Raw genomic sequence first — 17,474 nt, 5'->3', positions numbered from 1 at the left:
CGGGGAGTGGTTACAGCGAGCCTTTGGTCGAGGGAATCACGTCGCCCATGCGCGGGTCACGCTCCAGGGCCATGCGCAGCGCGCGGGCGAAAGCCTTGAAAACGGTCTCGGCCTGGTGGTGGGCATTCTCGCCGTGCAGGTTGTCGATGTGGAGGGTCACGCCAGCGTGGTTGACGAAGCCCTGGAAAAACTCGAAGGCGAGCTGGGTGTCGAAGCCACCGACCATGCCGCTTTTGAACGGCACGCGCATGTGCAGCCCCGGGCGACCGGAAAAATCGATCACCACACGCGAAAGCGCCTCGTCCAGAGGCACATAGGCGTGACCATAGCGGCGAATACCCTTCTTGTCGCCCACGGCCTGGGCGAAGGCCTGGCCCAGCGTGATGCCCACGTCTTCCACCGTGTGGTGGCCGTCGATGTGCAGGTCGCCCTTGGCCTGGATGTCCAGGTCGATCAGCCCGTGACGGGCGATCTGGTCGAGCATGTGGTCAAAAAAGCCGATGCCGGTGGACAGGCTGGCGTGGCCTGTGCCGTCGAGGTTGACGCGCACGCCGATCTGCGTTTCTGTGGTGTTGCGCTGCACGTGCCCGATGCGGTCGGGCACGCTGGAGGCGAGAGGCGTCTGGGTCATAAGGAGGTCTGGAGGGCGCGGATCAGCTGGGCATTTTCGGACGGCGTACCCACCGTGAGCCGCAGGCATTGGGCCAGCAGTGGGTGCATTCTAGAAACATTCTTCACCAGAATGCCCTGGGACTTGAGGCCATCGAAGCAGCGTTGCGCATCGGGCACACGCACCAGCACCATGTTGGCCTCACTGGGGAAGGGATGGACACCCGCCATGCCGGCCAGCGCGGCGATGAGCAGCGAACGCTGCTCCCGGATTTGCGCCGCCTGCTGGGCGAACACCGCAGCGTGATCCAGCGCGAACAAGGCGCATTCGGCGTTGAGCACGCTCACGTTGTAGGGGGGGCGCAGCTTGTCGACCTCGTGCAGCAGCGCCTGCGGGCCCAGCAGGTAGCCGATGCGCACGCCCGCCAGGCCGAACTTGGAGAGCGTGCGCATGAGCAGCACGTTCGCGTTGGCGGCCGGGTTGGCGCGAATCTCGTCGAGCCAGCTCCGGCTGGAAAAGGGCTGGTAGGCCTCGTCCATCACCACGAGGCCGCCGAAGCCAGCCGCCTCGGCGATCAGGCGGCGAATGGTGTCCGCATTCCAGAGGTTGGCGGTGGGATTATTGGGGTAGGCGATGTAGGTGATGGCAGGCCGATGTTCGCGCATGGCTGCGAGCATGGCGGGTTCGTCGAGCTCGAAGTCGGGTGTCAGCGGCACGCCCACGAACTTCAGGCCCTGCAATTGCGCGCTCATGGCGTACATGACGAAGCCGGGCAGAGGCGCCAGGATGGTGGCGCCGGGCAGATCGCAACCCATGGCAAGCAACGAGATGAGTTCGTCCGATCCATTGCCCAGCATCAGGGCATGGCCCTCGGGCAAATCCACATAGCGGGCCAGGGCCTGCTTCAGTTCTTCAATGCGCGCGCCGGGGTAGCGGTGAATGGCCACGGCGCCCAGCCGCGCGCCCAGCTCGGCCTGCAGCGCGGAGGACAGCGCAAACGGGTTCTCCATCGCGTCGAGCTTGACCATGCCGGTCGAGTCCTGAATGGCATAGGCGTGCATGGACTGCACGTCCTGGCGGATCACGCCCAGGGGGTTGACGCTCATGGGCGCTCCCGCATCGGAGGCACCACGTCCAGCCGCAACTCGGCGGCGCGGGCGTGCGCCTGCAGGCCTTCGCCGTAGGCCATTTCGGCCGCTATCTTTCCGAGGCCTTGCGCGCCGGCCCGACTCACCTCGATGAGGCTGCTGCGCTTCTGAAAGTCGTACACCCCCAATGGCGACGAGAAGCGCGCGGTGCCGCTGGTGGGCAACACATGGTTGGGGCCAGCGCAGTAGTCGCCCAGGCTCTCGCTGGTGTACTCACCAAGAAAAATCGCACCCGCGTGCTTGAGCAAGGGTTCCCAGCGGTGCGGCTCGGCGCTGGAGACCTCGAGGTGCTCGGGCGCGATGCGGTTGCTGATGGCGCAAGCCTCTTCCATGCTGCGGGTGAGGATCAACGCGCCGCGGTCATTCAGACTTCTGGCGATGATGGCCGCGCGCGGCATGGTGGGCAGCAGCCGGTCGATCTCGCGCTGCACAGCCTGGATGTAGTTTGCGTCCGGGCAAAGCAGAATGCTCTGCGCGAGTTCGTCGTGTTCGGCCTGGCTGAACAGGTCCATGGCCACCCACTCGGCGGGCGTGCTGCCGTCGGCCAGCACCAGAATCTCGCTGGGGCCGGCGATCATGTCGATGCCCACGGTGCCGAACACGCGCTTCTTGGCGCTGGCCACGTAGGCATTGCCCGGGCCGGTGATCTTGTCCACCTTGGGCACGGTGGCCGTGCCATAAGCCAGGGCCGCCACCGCCTGCGCGCCGCCGATGGTGAAAGCCCGCGTCACTCCGGCCACATACGCAGCCGCGAGCACCAGTTCGTTGCGTTCGCCACGCTGGGCGGTTGCGGCTCCGCTGCCACCGGTGGCCACGCTGCCGCGCACCGGCGTGGGCACCACCATGACGATGTCCTGCACGCCGGCCACATGAGCGGGCACGGCATTCATGATGAGGCTCGACGGGTAGGCCGCCTTGCCGCCCGGCACGTAGATGCCCACGCGGTCCAGCGGGGTGACCTTCTGGCCGAGCAGCGAGCCGTCTTCGTCGCGGTAGCTCCAGCTCTCGCCAGTCGCCTTCTTCTGCGCCTCGTGGTAGCTGCGCACACGGCGCGTGGCGGCTTGCAGGGCTTCGCGCTGGGCAACAGGCAATCCGTCAAAAGCGCTTTTGAAATCCGCCTGCGTGAGTTCGAGTTCGGCCATGTCGCCAGCAACAAGTCCATCGAAACGCTCGGTGTACTCGAGCACCGCTGCATCGCCCCGGCGCTGCACATCGGCCAGGATGTCGGCCACGCGCTGCTCTATGGCGCCGTCGGTCTCGGATGACCAGTGCAGGCGGGCTTGAAATCTGGCCTCGAAATCGGTGTCGGCGGTGGACAGCCGCAGCGGCTCGGCCTTCAGCGTCATGCTTTGGCTCCCGGCACGATGGCACTGGCGAAGGCCTCGATGATGGGGCGAATGGTGGCCTGCTTGAGTTTGAGCGAAGCCTGGTTGACCACCAGGCGCGCACTGATGTCCATGATGCGTTCGACCTCCACGAGCTGGTTGGCCTTGAGTGTGTTGCCGGTGGAAACCAGATCGACGATGGCGTCGGCCAGACCGGTGAGGGGCGCGAGCTCCATGCTGCCGTAGAGCTTGATCAGGTCCACGTGCACGCCCTTGCCGGCAAAAAATTCACGCGCAATCGAGGTGTACTTGGTGGCCACTTTCAGGCGCGACCCCTGGCGCACGGCCGACGCATAGTCGAAATCGGCGCGCACCGCCACGCTGACGCGGCAGCGCGAGATGTTCAGGTCCAGCGGCTGGTAAAGGCCCTGGCCGCCGTGCTCGATCAGGGTGTCCTTGCCGGTCACGCCCAGATCGGCGCCGCCATATTCCACATAGGTGGGCACATCGCTGGCACGCACCAGCACCACACGCACGCCAGGGTGGCTGGTGCCAAGGATCAGCTTGCGCGACTTCTCGGGGTCTTCCAGCACCTCGATGCCGGCAGCCCGCAGCAGCGGCAGGGTCTCGTCGAAGATGCGGCCTTTGGAAAGGGCGAGGGTAATCATTTCACCCTTTCGATGTCGGCACCGATCTTGCGCAGTTTTTCTTCCATCTGGTCGTAGCCACGGTCCAGATGGTAGATGCGGTCAACGATGGTCTCGCCTTCGGCCACCAGGCCGGCGATCACCAGACTGGCCGAGGCGCGCAGGTCGGTGGCCATCACGGTGGCGCCTGAAAGGCGCGGGATGCCTTCGATGACGGCCACCTTGCCATCGGTCTGGATGTGCGCACCCAGTCGCACCAGTTCGTTGACGTGCATGAAACGGTTTTCAAAGATCGTTTCGGTGACTTTGCTCGCGCCCTCGGCAATGCAGTTGAGCGCCATGAACTGGGCCTGCATGTCGGTCGGGAAACCTGGGTACTCGGTGGTGCGGAAGCTTTGTGCCTTCAGGCGCCCGGACGCGCGCACGCGGATGAAGTCACCGCCAGCGTCCTTGCCAGCCTCGATATCGGCACCCGCCTCGTGCAGCTTGTCGATCACCGCGTCCAGGTGGTCGGCGCGGCCATGGCGCAGCACCACGTCGCCACCCGTGGCGGCCACGGCGCAAAGAAAGGTGCCGGTTTCGATGCGGTCGGCCACCACCTGATGGGTGCAGCCATGCAGGCGGTCCACACCCTGGACATGGATGCGGCTGGTGCCGTGGCCTTCGATCTTTGCGCCCATGGCGATCAGCATCTCGGCCAGGTCACCGATCTCGGGCTCCTGCGCGGCGTTTTCCAGCAGCGTCTCGCCCTCGGCCAATGCCGCGGCCATGAGGAAGTTCTCGGTGCCCGTAACGGTCACCATGTCGGTGGCGATGCGCGCGCCGTGCAGGCGTTCCCGGCCCGCCGGAAGCCGCGCCACCATGTAGCCGTGCTCCACAACGATCTCCGCGCCCATGGCCTGCATGCCCTTGATGTGCTGGTCCACCGGGCGCGAGCCGATGGCGCAGCCACCGGGCAACGACACGCGAGCGTGACCGAACCGCGCAAGCAGCGGCCCGAGCACCAGCACCGAAGCCCGCATGGTCTTGACCAGTTCGTAAGGCGCCTCGGCTTTGATGGGATCGGCCGCCTTCAGTGTGATGCCTCCTCGATCGCCATGGGTCTGGGTCTGCACACCCATGTTGTCGAGCAACTGGCGCATGGTGGCCACGTCGCGCAGGCGCGGTACGTTGTTCAGCGTCACCGGGTCGGCGGTGAGCAAGGCCGCACACAGTTCGGGCAGGGCCGCGTTCTTCGCGCCGGAGATGTTCACCTCGCCGGTCAGGGTCCGGCCGCCGGTGATTCGCAATTTGTCCATGTGAGACTGACGTTCAGGGTTGAGCCGCCCATTCGGCGGGCGTGTAGGTCTTCATCGAAAGGGCGTGCACTTCGTCGTTCTGGATGCGCGCGCCGAGCGTGCCGTAGACGGCCTGGTGGCGCTTGATCAGGCGCAGGCCATCGAACGCCGGCGAGACAATCACCGCCGCCCAGTGGCGACCGTCGCCGGTGACTTCGATGTGCTCACAAGGCAGTCCGGCGGCAATGAGGGATTGCAGTTCTTCAGCGGTCATTTCAGTTCAGTGTCGGATCTTGTAGCCGGTTTTCAGAAGGTGCAGCGCAACGGCGCTCACCACCGCCAGAGCGCTGCCCACCAGCGCCAGACTGATCCAGGGCGAGACGTCACTCACGCCGAAGAAGCCATAGCGAAAGCCGTCGATCATGTAGAAGAACGGGTTGAGGTGGCTCACTCGCTGCCAGAAATCGGGCAGGGAATGGATTGAGTAGAACACGCCCGAGAGGAAGGTCATGGGCACGATGATGAAGTTCTGGAATGCGGCCATCTGGTCGAACTTCTCAGCCCACAGGCCGGCGATCAAGCCCAGTGCGCCGAGCAGGGCAGCGCCCATGAAACCGAAGGCAAGTATCCACAGCGGTGCCACCAGTGTGGGCTGCGCAAACCACCAGGTGACCACCATCACCCCCAGGCCCACCGCCAGGCCACGAACGATGGACGAGCCGACATAAGCGACGAACCAGGCGCGGTGCGACAAAGGCGTGAGCAGCAGGAACACCAGGTTGCCCATGATCTTGCTCTGCACCAGCGATGACGAGCTGTTGGCAAAGGCGTTCTGCAACACGCTCATCATCACCAGGCCGGGCAGCAGGAAAGCGGTGTAGCTCACCGAGTCGTAGACCTGCACCCGGTCTTCCAGCACATGGCCAAAGATCATGAGGTAAAGAATGGCCGTGATCACCGGCGCGGCGACGGTCTGGAAACCCACCTTCCAGAATCGCAGCACTTCCTTGTAGAAGAGGGTTTGCCAGCCGTTCATGCGGGCACTTCCGAAGTCGCATTGGGACGTGGGTGGGCACCCGTCAGATCGAGGAACACGTCCTCCAGATCGGCCTTGCGGATCTCGATATCCTCCGGGGACACACCCACTTCACGCAGGCGCACAAGGATGCGCTCGACCGCCAGCGCGTCGTTGGCCGGCAGCTGCACCACGCGCCCCGTGATGCGCGCCTGCACGGCGAGATCGATCGGCAACACGGCGTCGGTCTTGAAGCGAAGCACGTTCGAGGCCGCACGCGCGAGCAGCGCGGAGGTGGACTCCAGCGCCACCACCCTGCCCTGTTTGAGCATGGCGATGCGCCCGCACAGCGCCTCGGCTTCTTCCAGATAGTGCGTGGTCAGCAGCACCGTGCTGCCCAGGCGCTTGTTAAGGTCGGAGACGAACTGCCACAGCGTCTGGCGCAGCTCCACATCCACGCCCGCAGTGGGCTCGTCCAGCACGATGACGGGCGGCTTGTGCACGAGCGCCTGCGCGATCAGCACCCGGCGCTTCATACCGCCCGAGAGCTGGCGCATGTTTGCGCCCGCCTTGTCCGCCAGGCCCAGTCCTTCGAGCAATTCGTCGATCCAGGCCTCATTGCGGCGAATACCAAAGTAGCCCGACTGGATGCGCAAAGCCTCGCGCACATTGAAGAAGGGGTCGAAAACCAGTTCCTGGGGCACCACGCCGAGCTGGCGGCGCGCGGCGGCGTAGTCGGTCTGGACGTCGCTGCCGTGCACGAGCACCCGCCCGGAAGTGGCGCGCGCCAGCCCTGCGAGCACGCTGATGAGCGTGGTTTTGCCCGCTCCATTGGGTCCGAGCAGGCCAAAGAACTCGCCGGGCTCGATGTCGAAAGACACCGATTGCAGCGCATGCAGATCGCCGCGCGAAGTCGAGTAGGTCTTGGAAACGTTCTGGAAGGAGACGGCTGGCATGCGGGGGCGGGACCCAAGGTTCACCAGCGGCGGGCAGGACATCTGGCCGCCGGAGGGGAACCGGGTATTTTATGCGTCGCCCGCCATCCCCGCTGGCGGCGGGGCGCTGCCGCTTCAGGTGCTGGCCAGCAGTTCCTGCACGCCGTAGAGTCCGGCGAGATCCTGCAGCCGGGGGGGCCAGCCCTCCACGCGCAGGCCTTTGCCTCGGGTCTGCAAGCGCCGGCGCAACTCCAGCAGCACCGCCAGAGCCGAGGAATCGAATTCACGCAGCGACGTCGCGTCGAGCACCACCGTGCCATCTGGCTGATGCGCCAGCTGACCGTCCAGGCGTTGCAGCGTCGGGACGGCCTCCTCCAGGGTGAGGCGCTCGGGCAATGCCATGGTGTGCTCGGGCATGGCCTTTCAGCTCGCCTTGGCCGTGTTGCTCTTGTTGCGCTGGACCAGCGACGCGATCAGGCCATCGATGCCTTTGGCGCCAATCTCCTGAGCGAACTGGGTGCGGTAGGTTTCGACCAGCCACACGCCCAGTACGTTCAGGTCATAGATCTTCCAGCCCGTGGGCGTCTTTTCCATCCGGTAGTCGAGCTGGATCGGGTCGCCCTTGCCACGCACCTCGGAGCGCACCACCACCTCGGTGTCCTCCGGCTTGGAGCGCATGGGACGGTAGGTCACGGTCTGGTCTTTCACCTCGCCGAGCGCGCCCGAGTAGGTGCGCACCAGAAGGGTCTTGAACTCGTCCTGCAGCTGCTTCTGCTGCTCCGGCGTGGCCTGGCGCCAATAGCGCCCCACGGCCGAAGAGGTCATGCGGGCGAAGTTCACATTGGGCATGATCTTGCTGTCGACCAGGGCCGTGATGCGGTTGACGTCACCCGCCTGAATGGCAGGGTCGGCCTTGATGGCGGCCAGCACGTCGGCGGACACGCGCTTGACCAGCGCGTCGGGCGCCTCGTCGTTGGCCAGAGCGGGCATGGAGACCGCGGCGGCGGTCATCATCACGGCGGCGAGCCAGGATCGGCGTTTCATCATCAGTTTTCCTTTCGAGGCCGGTGGCCTTGCTGCAGACAGGGCAGCGTACGTCATCAGAGCGGCTGGATTGTGAAGGGGTTCCCCCTCAATCGTTGCTTTTCGTATCTTCCTGCGAGCCTCCGTCGCCCTGACCGATGCCCTTGTCGATCATGTCGTCGATCTGGCTCTGGCGCCGGTTGAGGTAAAGGTCGCGCGTGAAACTGTATTTGTCCAGCGCAGCTTCCTCCAGCATTGAGCCCGCGCGCAGAAAGCTGGCGCGCGTGTGCACGACCCGCAGCGCATACAGCGAATTCCGGGCAGAAACAGGTGTGACGCCGGTCATCAAATCGCCCTGGCTGTCCACCAGCACGCCCACCGTATCGCGTGCCGAGGACGGCCCGAGCAAAGGCAGCACCACGTAGGGGCCCGACGGCACGCCCCACCGCCCCATGGTCTGACCGAAATCGATGCGCGTGCGCGGGATGCCCGCCTCGCTGGCGATGTCGAGCACGCCGCCGAGGCCAAAGAAGGTGTTCAGGTTGAAGCGGGCCAGGTTCTCGGTGGCTTCGCGCGGACGCAGCTGCAGCGCGGCGTTGACCGAGGACCAGAGATCGCCGAGGTTGCTGAAGAAATTCCCCACGCCGGTCTGCACCAATGCCGGCGTGACGTCCTGGTAGACGGTGGCCACGGGTTTGAGCACTGCCTTGTCCACCGCATCGTTGAATTGGGTCACGCCCCGGTTGAAGGGTTCGAGCGGGTCGCGCGGATTCGCATCGGGGCCGGTGGCGCAAGCGCCGAGCATCGAAAGCGACAACACCAGCAGGCTGGTGCGAAGGGCACGATGGCGGCCCAGATGGCGGATTGACATGTTCTTTTCCCTTGGCGGACTCATTCTTTCGCGGGCTCTTTGCCGGCATCCTTTTCGCCGTCGGCGGCGCGGCTGAACAGGAACTGGCTGATGAGGTTCTCGAGAATCACGGCCGACTGCGTCTGGGTGATCACATCGCCATCGGCGATGTTGCGTTCGTCCCCGCCCGGCTCGATCCCGATGTACTGCTCGCCCAGCAAGCCGCTGGTCAGGATCTTGAGCGAGCTGTCCTTGGGAAAAGCGTAGCGGGATTCCAGCGCCAGCGTGATGTTGGCCTGAAAGGTTTTGTCATCAAACGTAATGGATTCCACACGCCCGACCAGCACGCCCGCACTGCGGACCGCCGCCTTGGCCTTGACGCCGCCGGCATTGTCGAACCGGCCGACCACTTTGTAGGTCTTCTCGAAATTGAGGCTCAGCAGGTTGGCCGATTGCAGCGCCAGAAACAGGATGGCCGCCGCTCCAATGAGCACGAACAGGCCCACCCAGACGTCGTTTTTGGAAGTTTGCATGGTGTTTCTCCGCAGAAATGGGTGCGTCTCAGATGCTGAACATCATGGCCGTGAGCACGAAGTCCAGGGCCAGCACGCTCAACGATGCCACCACCACGGTGCGGGTGGTGGCGCGCGACACGCCCTCAGGCGTGGGGTGGGCCTCGAAGCCCTGCAGCAGCGCGACAAAGGTAACGGCAAAACCGAAGACGATGCTCTTGAGGACGCCATTGCCCACATCGGCCCAGACATCAACCCCGCCCTGCATCTGGCTCCAGAAGGCGCCGCTGTCCAGACCGATGAGCAGCACGCCAACGACCCAGCCGCCCAGGATGCCGACCGCGCTGAACACCGCCGCCAGCAGCGGCATGGTGAAAACGCCCGCCCAGAAACGCGGCGCCAGCACGCGGCGCACCGGGTCCACCGCCATCATTTCCATGGCGCTGAGCTGCTCGCCCGCCTTCATGAGACCGATCTCGGCGGTGAGCGAAGTGCCCGCGCGCCCAGCGAACAACAGCGCCGTGACCACGGGCCCCAACTCGCGCAGCAGGCTCAAGGCCACCATCATGCCCAGCGCCTCGGCCGAACCGTAGCGCTGCAGGATGTAGTAACCCTGCAGGCTGAGCACGAAGCCCACGAACAGCCCCGAGACCGCAATGATGGCCAGCGAATGGTTGCCAAGGAAATGGATCTGATCGCGCACCAGGCCAGGGCGGCGCAGTGCCGCACCCAGCAGCCAGATCAGCCGGAAGAAAAGCCGGGTGCCATGGCCGATGTCCGCCAGCTGGCGGCGCACGGCAAATCCCACGCGCGCGGGGTGCAGGGCCTTCATGAACGTGTCCCTTTGCTGGGCAGACCAAAGTCATCGGCCAGTTCAGGCCCCGGATGGTGAAAGCGCACTGGACCGTCCGGCAGGGCGTTGACGAACTGCCTGACCAGCGGATCCTCGCTGTGACGCACCTCTTCGGGTGTGCCCTGAGCGGCGATCTTTCCATTGGCGAGCACGATGACCTGGTCGGCAATGTGGAAAGTTTCGTCGAGGTCGTGCGAGACCACGATGCTGGTCAGCCCCATGGCGTCGTTGAGCTGGCGGATCAAACGGGCCGCCGTGCCCAGCGAGATCGGGTCCAGACCGGCGAAGGGCTCGTCGTACATCACCAGTTCGGGATCGAGAACGATGGCTCGGGCCAGGGCGACGCGCCGGGCCATGCCGCCCGACAACTCGCTCGGCATCAGGCCTCGGGCTCCCCGCAGACCGACGGCATTGAGCTTCATCAGCACGATGTCGCGCACAAGTGCATCGGGCAGCGCGGTGTGCTCACGCAATGGAAACGCCACGTTGTCGAACACGCTCATGTCGGTGAACAGCGCGCCGAACTGGAACAGCATGCCCATGCGGCGCCGCGCGGCGTACAGGGCCTTGGGGTTCATCACCGTGACGTCCTGGCCGTCGAACAGCGTCTGGCCCTTCTGCGCCCGGATCTGCCCACCGATGAGCTTGAGCACCGTGGTCTTGCCGCCACCGGACGCGCCCATGAGCGCCGTGACCTTGCCACGCGGCACGGTCAGCGAGATGTCGTCGAGGATGGCGCGCTCGCCGTAACCAAATGTCAGGTGGCGCAGTTCGACCAGAGGGGTGTTGGAGTCGGTGGGCATCAAACAAAAACCGGGCAGTGGGTGCCCGGGTTTTCGATGATACGGGATTCGCCGCAGCGAGGGGTCTTGGCGTCCAGAGACACCGCAGGCGCGGCGCGGGGGTGTCTCTTATCTGGGCAGGTCGGAGAACCCCATGAGGTACTCGTCGACCGAGCGCGCCGCCTGGCGGCCTTCGCGGATCGCCCACACCACCAGGCTCTGGCCACGCCGCATGTCGCCAGCGGCGAACACCTTGGGCACGTTGGTGGCGTAGCCATTGGTGAACTCGGTGGTTGCCTTGGCATTGCCGCGCGCATCCTTGTCCACACCGAAGCCATCCAGGATGCTGGCGACCGGGTTGACGAAACCCATGGCCAGCAGAACCATGTCGGCCTGGTAGGTCTTTTCGGTGCCGGCAATTTCCACCAGCTTGCCATCTCTCATTTCGACGTGCACGGTCTGCAGGCCGGTGACCTTGCCTTTTTCACCGATGAAGGCCTTGGTGGAAATGGCGAACTCGCGCACGCAACCTTCCTCGTGGCTGGAACTGGTGCGGAGTTTGAGTGGCCAGTAAGGCCACACGAGGGGTTTGTTTTCCTCTTCGGGCGGCTGGGGCATCACCTCGAACTGGGTCACGCTGGCCGCACCGTGGCGGTTGCTGGTGCCCACGCAGTCGCTGCCGGTGTCGCCACCGCCGATCACGATCACATGCTTGCCATCGGCGCGCAACTGGCCTTTGAGCTTGTCACCGGCGTTCACCTTGTTCTGCTGCGGCAGGAACTCCATGGCGAAATGAATGCCATCGAGCTCGCGGCCGGGCACCGGCAAGTCGCGGCTTTGTTCCGCGCCACCGGTCAGCAGCACGGCGTCAAAGTCCTTCTGCAACTGTTCGGGCGTGATGGTTTCCTTCGCCCAGTTGGTGACCTTGCTGTCTTTGGGCAGCGTGCCGACCATCACACCAGTGCGAAACACCACGCCTTCGGCCTCCATCTGCGCCACGCGGCGGTCGATGTGGGTCTTCTCCATCTTGAAGTCGGGGATACCGTAGCGCAACAAACCGCCCACGCGATCGTTCTTCTCGAACAGCGTCACGTCGTGGCCCACGCGCGCCAGTTGCTGGGCGGCTGCCATGCCGGCCGGGCCGGAACCCACCACGGCGATTTTTTTGCCGGTCTTGTGGCGCGGCGGCTGGGGTTGCACCCAGCCTTCGGCCCATGCACGGTCAATGATGGCGTGCTCGATCGACTTGATGCCCACGGGGTCGTCGTTCACGTTGAGCACGCAGGCGGCTTCACAAGGCGCGGGGCAGATGCGTCCGGTGAACTCCGGGAAGTTGTTGGTGCTGTGGAGCACCGTGATGGCGTTCTTCCAGTCGCCCTGGAACACCAGGTCGTTGAAGTCCGGAATGATGTTGTTGACCGGGCAGCCGCTGTTGCAGAACGGCGTGCCGCAATCCATGCAGCGGGCCGCCTGCACTTTGGACTGGGCGTCGTCCAGTCCCACCACGAATTCCCTGTAGTGCTTCAGTCGCTCCGGAACGGGCTTGTAGCCCTCTTCCAGACGTTCGAATTCCATGAATCCAGTGACTTTTCCCATGATGCGTATCCTTCAATCGTGTTCGGTGCGGCCGGCTTACTTGGCCGGAGCCAGCGACTTCTTGGCCGAGCCCTGGGCCTTGGTGGTGACCGCTGCAGCGGCCTTGCGTGCGTTGATCTCGCCCAGAGCCCGCTTGTATTCGTTGGGGAACACCTTCACGAAGCGGCCGCGCGACTGCGCCCAGGTGTCGAGCAGTTCGCGAGCTCGCTTGCTGCCCGTCCAGCGGTTGTGCTCTTCAAGCAGCTTCTTGAGCTGCGCGTCGTCGGCCTGTTCGCGGTGCCAGATCGCGCGGTCCATGGTGGCTTCCTGCTCGGCGGCGGGCAGCACTTTCTCCAGGCTGACCATGGCGGTGTTGCAGCGCTTGGCGAATTCACCATCTTCATCGAACACGTAGGCCACCCCGCCGCTCATGCCGGCAGCGAAGTTGCGCCCGGTCTTGCCCAGCACCACGACCGTGCCGCCGGTCATGTACTCGCAGCCGTGGTCGCCCGTGCCTTCCACCACGGCGGTGGCGCCGGAGAGGCGAACGGCGAAACGCTCGCCCGCCACTCCGCTGAAGAAGGCTTCGCCCGTGGTGGCACCGTACATGACCGTGTTGCCCACGATGATGTTGCGCGCCGCTTCACCACGGAAGTCGATGCTGGGGCGAACCACCACGCGCCCACCTGAGAGCCCCTTGCCGGTGTAATCGTTGGCGTCGCCAATGAGATACAGCGTGATGCCCTTGGCCAGGAAGGCGCCGAACGATTGACCGCCGGTACCTTCAAGCTGGATGCGGATGGAGTCGTCCGGCAGGCCTTCGGGGTGCAGCTTGGTCAATGCGCCCGAGAGCATGGCGCCCACCGAGCGGTTGACGTTCCGAGCCACCTCGATGAACTGCACGCGCTCGCCCTTGTCGAGCGCGGCACGCGATTTCTCGATCAGCACCACATCCAGCGCCTTGTGCAGGCCGTGCTCCTGGTTCTGCGTGTGCAGGCGTGGCACATCGGCGGGCACTTGGGGCAGGGCCAGCAGGCGGCTGAAATCCAGACCCCGGGCCTTCCAGTGCTCGATGCCCTGCTTCATGTCGAGCAGGTCGGCGCGGCCGATAAGGTCGTCGAACTTGCGGATGCCCAGCTGCGCCATGATCTGGCGCACTTCTTCAGCGACGAAGAAGAAATAGTTCACCACATGCTCGGGCTTGCCGCTGAACTTCTTGCGCAGCACCGGGTCCTGCGTGGCTACCCCCACCGGGCAAGTGTTGAGGTGGCACTTGCGCATCATGATGCAACCTTCCACCACCAGCGGTGCGGTGGCGAAGCCGAACTCGTCGGCGCCGAGCAGCGCGCCGATGGCGACATCGCGGCCGGTCTTCATCTGGCCGTCGGCCTGCACGCGGATGCGGCTGCGCAGGCGGTTGAGCACCAGCGTCTGCTGCGTCTCGGCCAGGCCGATTTCCCACGGGCTGCCTGCGTGCTTGATGGACGACCAGGGTGATGCACCGGTACCACCGTCGTGCCCTGCGATCACCACGTGGTCGGCCTTGCACTTGGCCACGCCTGCGGCGATGGTGCCCACGCCGATTTCGGACACCAGCTTGACGCTGATGCTCGAATGCGGTGCCACGTTCTTCAGGTCGTGGATGAGCTGCGCCAGGTCTTCAATGGAATAGATGTCGTGGTGGGGTGGCGGGGAAATGAGGCCCACGCCCGGCACGCTGTGGCGCAGCTTGCCGATGTAGTCGCTCACCTTGCCGCCAGGCAACTGGCCCCCCTCGCCCGGCTTGGCGCCCTGGGCCATCTTGATCTGGATCTGGTCGGCGCTGTTGAGGTACTCGGCGGTGACACCAAAGCGGCCCGAGGCCACCTGCTTGATCTTCGAGCGCATGGAGTCGCCGGCCTGCAGCTCGTAGTCGACCTCGAAGGTGTCCTTGCCGAGCAGGTCGGACATGGTCTGGCCTTGCTTGATCGGGATGCCCTTCAGCTCATTGCGGTAGCGCAGTGCGTCTTCGCCGCCCTCCCCTGTGTTGCTCTTGCCGCCGATGCGGTTCATGGCCACGGCCAGCGTGGCATGCGCCTCGGTGGAGATGGAGCCCAGCGACATGGCGCCTGAGGCGAAGCGCTTGACGATCTCGCTGGCGGGCTCCACCTCGTCGATGGAGATGGCGGTGGCAGGATCGATCTTGAATTCGAAAAGACCACGCAGCGTCATGTGACGGCGGCTCTGGTCGTTGATGAGCTGCGCGTATTCCTTGTAGGTGTTCCAGTTGTTCGCCCGCGTGCTGTGCTGCAGTTTGGCGATGGCGTCGGGCGTCCACATGTGTTCCTCGCCACGCGCACGCCAGGCGTATTCGCCGCCCGCGTCGAGCATGCTGGCCAGCACCGGGTCGTCACCGAAGGCGGCCTTGTGCATGCGGATGGCTTCTTCGGCAATCTCGAACACGCCGATGCCGCCAACGCGGCTGGCAGTGCCACTGAAATACTTATTCACCACCTCGCTGTTGAGGCCGATGGCTTCAAACAGCTGGGCGCCGCAATACGACATGTAGGTCGACACGCCCATCTTGGACATGATCTTGGACAGGCCCTTTCCGATGGCCTTGACGTACTGGTAGATCGCCTTGTCGGCGTTGAGGTCACCGGGCAGGTCCTTGTGAATCGCGGCCAGCGTTTCCATGGCGAGGTAGGGGTGCACGGCTTCGGCGCCGTAGCCGGCCAGCACGGCAAAGTGGTGCACCTCGCGCGCGGTGCCGGTTTCCACCACCAGACCCGCGGTGGTGCGCAAGCCCTCGCGCACCAGGTGCTGGTGGATGGCCGAGAGCGCCAGCAAGGCGGGGATCGCAATGTGCGTGGCACTGACATTGCGGTCGCTGATGATCAGAATGTTCTTATGGCCCTTGATCGCGTCCACGGCGGCCGCGCACAACGAAGCCAGCTTGGCCTCCACGCCCTGGCGGCCCCAGCTGGCCGGGTAGGTGATGTCCAGCGTGTGGCTGCGGAACTTGCCCTGCGTCACCGCGTCGATGTCGCGCAGCTTGGCCATGTCGGCGACATCCAGCACTGGCTGGCTCACCTCCAGCCGCATCGGCGGGTTCACCTGGTTGATGTCCAGCAGGTTGGGCTTGGGTCCGATGAACGACACCAGCGACATCACGATCGCCTCGCGGATCGGGTCGATCGGTGGGTTGGTCACCTGCGCGAACAACTGCTTGAAGTAGTTGTAGAGCGGTTTGTTCTTGTCGGACAGCACGGCCAGCGGGCTGTCGTTGCCCATGGAGCCGATGCCCTCTTCGCCGTTGGCGGCCATCGGGCTCATCAGGAACTTGATGTCTTCCTGGGTGTAGCCAAAAGCCTGCTGACGATCGAGCAAGTCGGGAGCGAAATTTTCGACGCCCGAGGTTTGTGGCTCGGTGGCACTGATCCGCTGCTCCTGCGCCGATTCACCAGCCACCGGCGTTTCCACGTCGTCCAGGCGAATGCGCAGGTTATCGATCCACTGCTTGTAGGGCTTGCCGTTGGCGAGGTTGGCCTTGAGCTCCTCGTCGTCGATCATGCGGCCCTGCTCCAGATCGATCAGGAACATCTTGCCGGGCTGCAGGCGCCATTTGCGCACGATCTTGTTTTCCGGCACGGGCAACACCCCGGACTCCGAACCCATGATCACGAAGTCGTCGTCGGTGATGCAGTAGCGCGAGGGACGAAGACCATTGCGGTCCAGCGTGGCGCCGATCTGGCGGCCGTCGGTGAACACGATGGAAGCCGGGCCGTCCCAGGGTTCCATCATGGCGGCGTGGTACTCATAGAAAGCCTTGCGGCGCTCATCCATCGTGGTGTGCTGTTCCCAAGGCTCGGGAATCATCATCATCACAGCCTGCGCCAGCGGATAGCCCGCCATCGTGAGCAGTTCCAGGCAGTTGTCGAACGTGGCGGTGTCGGACTGGCTGGCGAAGCTGATCGGGTAGAGCTTCTTCAGATCTTCGCCGAGCACGGGCGAAGTCATCACACCCTCGCGCGCCTTCATCCAGTTGTAGTTGCCCTTGACGGTGTTGATCTCGCCGTTGTGCGCCACGTAGCGGTACGGGTGCGCCAGGGGCCATTCGGGGAAGGTGTTGGTGGAGAAGCGCTGGTGCACCAGACCCAGGGCCGAGACGCAACGTTCGTCGTCGAGATCCAGGAAGTAGGTACCAACTTGATCGGCGAGCAGGAGGCCTTTGTAGACCACCGTGCGGCTGCTCATGCTGACGACGTAGTACTCCTTGCTGTGGGTCAGCTGCAGGCGCTGGATGGCCGCACTCGCGGTCTTGCGGATCACGTAAAGCTTGCGCTCCAGCGCGTCCTGAACGATCACGTCGTTGCCACGTCCGATGAAGACCTGGCGGATCACCGGCTCTTTCTCGCGCACGGTGGGTGACATCGGCATGTCCTTGTTCACCGGCACATCACGCCAGCCCAGCAGCACCTGGCCTTCGGCCGCCACCGCGCGTTCCATTTCCTGCTCGCAAGCGAGTCGGCTGGCATGTTCCTTGGGCATGAAGATCATGCCCACGCCGTACTCACCGGCCGGCGGCAGGTTCACGCCCTGCGCAGCCATCTCTTCACGGTACAGCGCGTCGGGCAACTGGATCAGCAGTCCCGCGCCATCGCCCATGAGCTTGTCTGCACCCACCGCACCCCGATGGTCAAGGTTCTCCAGAATCTTCAGGCCCTGCTTCACGATCGCGTGGCTCTTTTCGCCCTTGATGTGAGCCACAAAGCCCACGCCGCACGCGTCGTGCTCCTGGGCGGGGTCGTAAAGGCCATGTTGCTGGAGATGCTGCTGCTCGGCTGCCGTGGTCATGGCGCTTCCTTCTCGGTTCGTGGGCATGAATGCGAAAAACGGACTGAAGCATATTGCATTGCAACAACAATGCCAAGCATATTAAA

General features: G+C 64.5%; 16 protein-coding genes. All 16 read right to left on the bottom strand.

From position 1 onward, the window contains the following. Positions 1-10: 10 nt before the first annotated feature. On the bottom strand, positions 11-631 hold the full coding sequence (hisB, locus tag CAP37_RS02335) for an imidazoleglycerol-phosphate dehydratase HisB (protein WP_086122685.1): 621 nt from the start codon (positions 629-631) through the stop codon (positions 11-13). Continuing rightward, positions 628-1,716: a histidinol-phosphate transaminase gene (gene hisC, locus CAP37_RS02330; protein WP_086122684.1), complete on the bottom strand. Its 1,089-nt coding sequence runs from the start codon at positions 1,714-1,716 to the stop codon at positions 628-630. The genes hisB and hisC overlap by 4 nt, the downstream gene beginning before the upstream one ends. Continuing rightward, positions 1,713-3,104: a histidinol dehydrogenase gene (hisD, locus tag CAP37_RS02325; protein WP_086122683.1), complete on the bottom strand. Its 1,392-nt coding sequence runs from the start codon at positions 3,102-3,104 to the stop codon at positions 1,713-1,715. The genes hisC and hisD overlap by 4 nt, the downstream gene beginning before the upstream one ends. Further along, positions 3,101-3,751 carry an ATP phosphoribosyltransferase gene (hisG, locus tag CAP37_RS02320; protein WP_086122682.1) on the bottom strand — a complete coding sequence of 217 codons (651 nt, stop codon included), beginning with the start codon at positions 3,749-3,751 and terminating at the stop codon, positions 3,101-3,103. Before hisG ends, hisD begins: the two co-directional genes overlap by 4 nt. After that, positions 3,748-5,028 (bottom strand): UDP-N-acetylglucosamine 1-carboxyvinyltransferase, encoded by a 1,281-nt coding sequence (murA, locus tag CAP37_RS02315; RefSeq protein ID WP_086122681.1) that lies wholly within the window; start codon positions 5,026-5,028, stop codon positions 3,748-3,750. Before murA ends, hisG begins: the two co-directional genes overlap by 4 nt. A 13-nt stretch (positions 5,029-5,041) precedes the next feature. Continuing rightward, the gene (locus CAP37_RS02310; RefSeq protein ID WP_086122680.1) at positions 5,042-5,281 is read right to left on the bottom strand and encodes a BolA family protein; all 240 of its coding nucleotides are present in this window, start codon (positions 5,279-5,281) and stop codon (positions 5,042-5,044) included. Positions 5,282-5,287: 6 nt separating this feature from the next. Further along, a complete protein-coding gene (locus CAP37_RS02305) occupies positions 5,288-6,043 on the bottom strand; it encodes an ABC transporter permease (RefSeq protein ID WP_086122679.1) in 756 nt (251 codons plus the stop codon). Beyond that, on the bottom strand, positions 6,040-6,978 hold the full coding sequence (locus CAP37_RS02300; RefSeq protein ID WP_086122678.1) for an ABC transporter ATP-binding protein: 939 nt from the start codon (positions 6,976-6,978) through the stop codon (positions 6,040-6,042). The genes CAP37_RS02305 and CAP37_RS02300 overlap by 4 nt, the downstream gene beginning before the upstream one ends. Positions 6,979-7,092: 114 nt before the next feature. After that, positions 7,093-7,359, bottom strand: a complete 267-nt coding sequence (locus CAP37_RS02295; protein WP_086124780.1) for a lipid asymmetry maintenance protein MlaB — start codon at positions 7,357-7,359, stop codon at positions 7,093-7,095. Positions 7,360-7,380: 21 nt separating this feature from the next. Continuing rightward, entirely contained in the window at positions 7,381-8,001 is a 621-nt protein-coding gene (locus CAP37_RS02290) for a phospholipid-binding protein MlaC (protein WP_086124779.1), read from the bottom strand. Between the two features lie 88 nt (positions 8,002-8,089). Then, positions 8,090-8,851, bottom strand: coding sequence for a VacJ family lipoprotein (locus CAP37_RS02285; RefSeq protein ID WP_256926857.1), 762 nt, complete (start codon positions 8,849-8,851; stop codon positions 8,090-8,092). Positions 8,852-8,871: 20 nt separating this feature from the next. Beyond that, positions 8,872-9,363: an outer membrane lipid asymmetry maintenance protein MlaD gene (gene mlaD, locus CAP37_RS02280; protein ID WP_086122676.1), complete on the bottom strand. Its 492-nt coding sequence runs from the start codon at positions 9,361-9,363 to the stop codon at positions 8,872-8,874. Positions 9,364-9,391: 28 nt separating this feature from the next. Next, on the bottom strand, positions 9,392-10,174 hold the full coding sequence (mlaE, locus tag CAP37_RS02275; RefSeq protein ID WP_086122675.1) for a lipid asymmetry maintenance ABC transporter permease subunit MlaE: 783 nt from the start codon (positions 10,172-10,174) through the stop codon (positions 9,392-9,394). After that, positions 10,171-10,998 carry an ABC transporter ATP-binding protein gene (locus CAP37_RS02270; protein ID WP_086122674.1) on the bottom strand — a complete coding sequence of 276 codons (828 nt, stop codon included), beginning with the start codon at positions 10,996-10,998 and terminating at the stop codon, positions 10,171-10,173. Before CAP37_RS02270 ends, mlaE begins: the two co-directional genes overlap by 4 nt. 108 nt (positions 10,999-11,106) lie before the next feature. After that, positions 11,107-12,573 (bottom strand): glutamate synthase subunit beta, encoded by a 1,467-nt coding sequence (locus CAP37_RS02265; protein ID WP_086122673.1) that lies wholly within the window; start codon positions 12,571-12,573, stop codon positions 11,107-11,109. Positions 12,574-12,609: 36 nt separating this feature from the next. Beyond that, the gene (locus tag CAP37_RS02260; protein ID WP_086122672.1) at positions 12,610-17,388 is read right to left on the bottom strand and encodes a glutamate synthase-related protein; all 4,779 of its coding nucleotides are present in this window, start codon (positions 17,386-17,388) and stop codon (positions 12,610-12,612) included. Positions 17,389-17,474 lie beyond the last annotated feature (86 nt).

Origin of the sequence: Hydrogenophaga sp. IBVHS1, from assembly GCF_002127265.1 — a bacterium.
GTDB lineage: Bacteria > Pseudomonadota > Gammaproteobacteria > Burkholderiales > Burkholderiaceae_C > Hydrogenophaga.
Note: the sequence above shows the minus strand (reverse complement) of the source record. Positions and strands in the feature narration are given on the sequence as shown.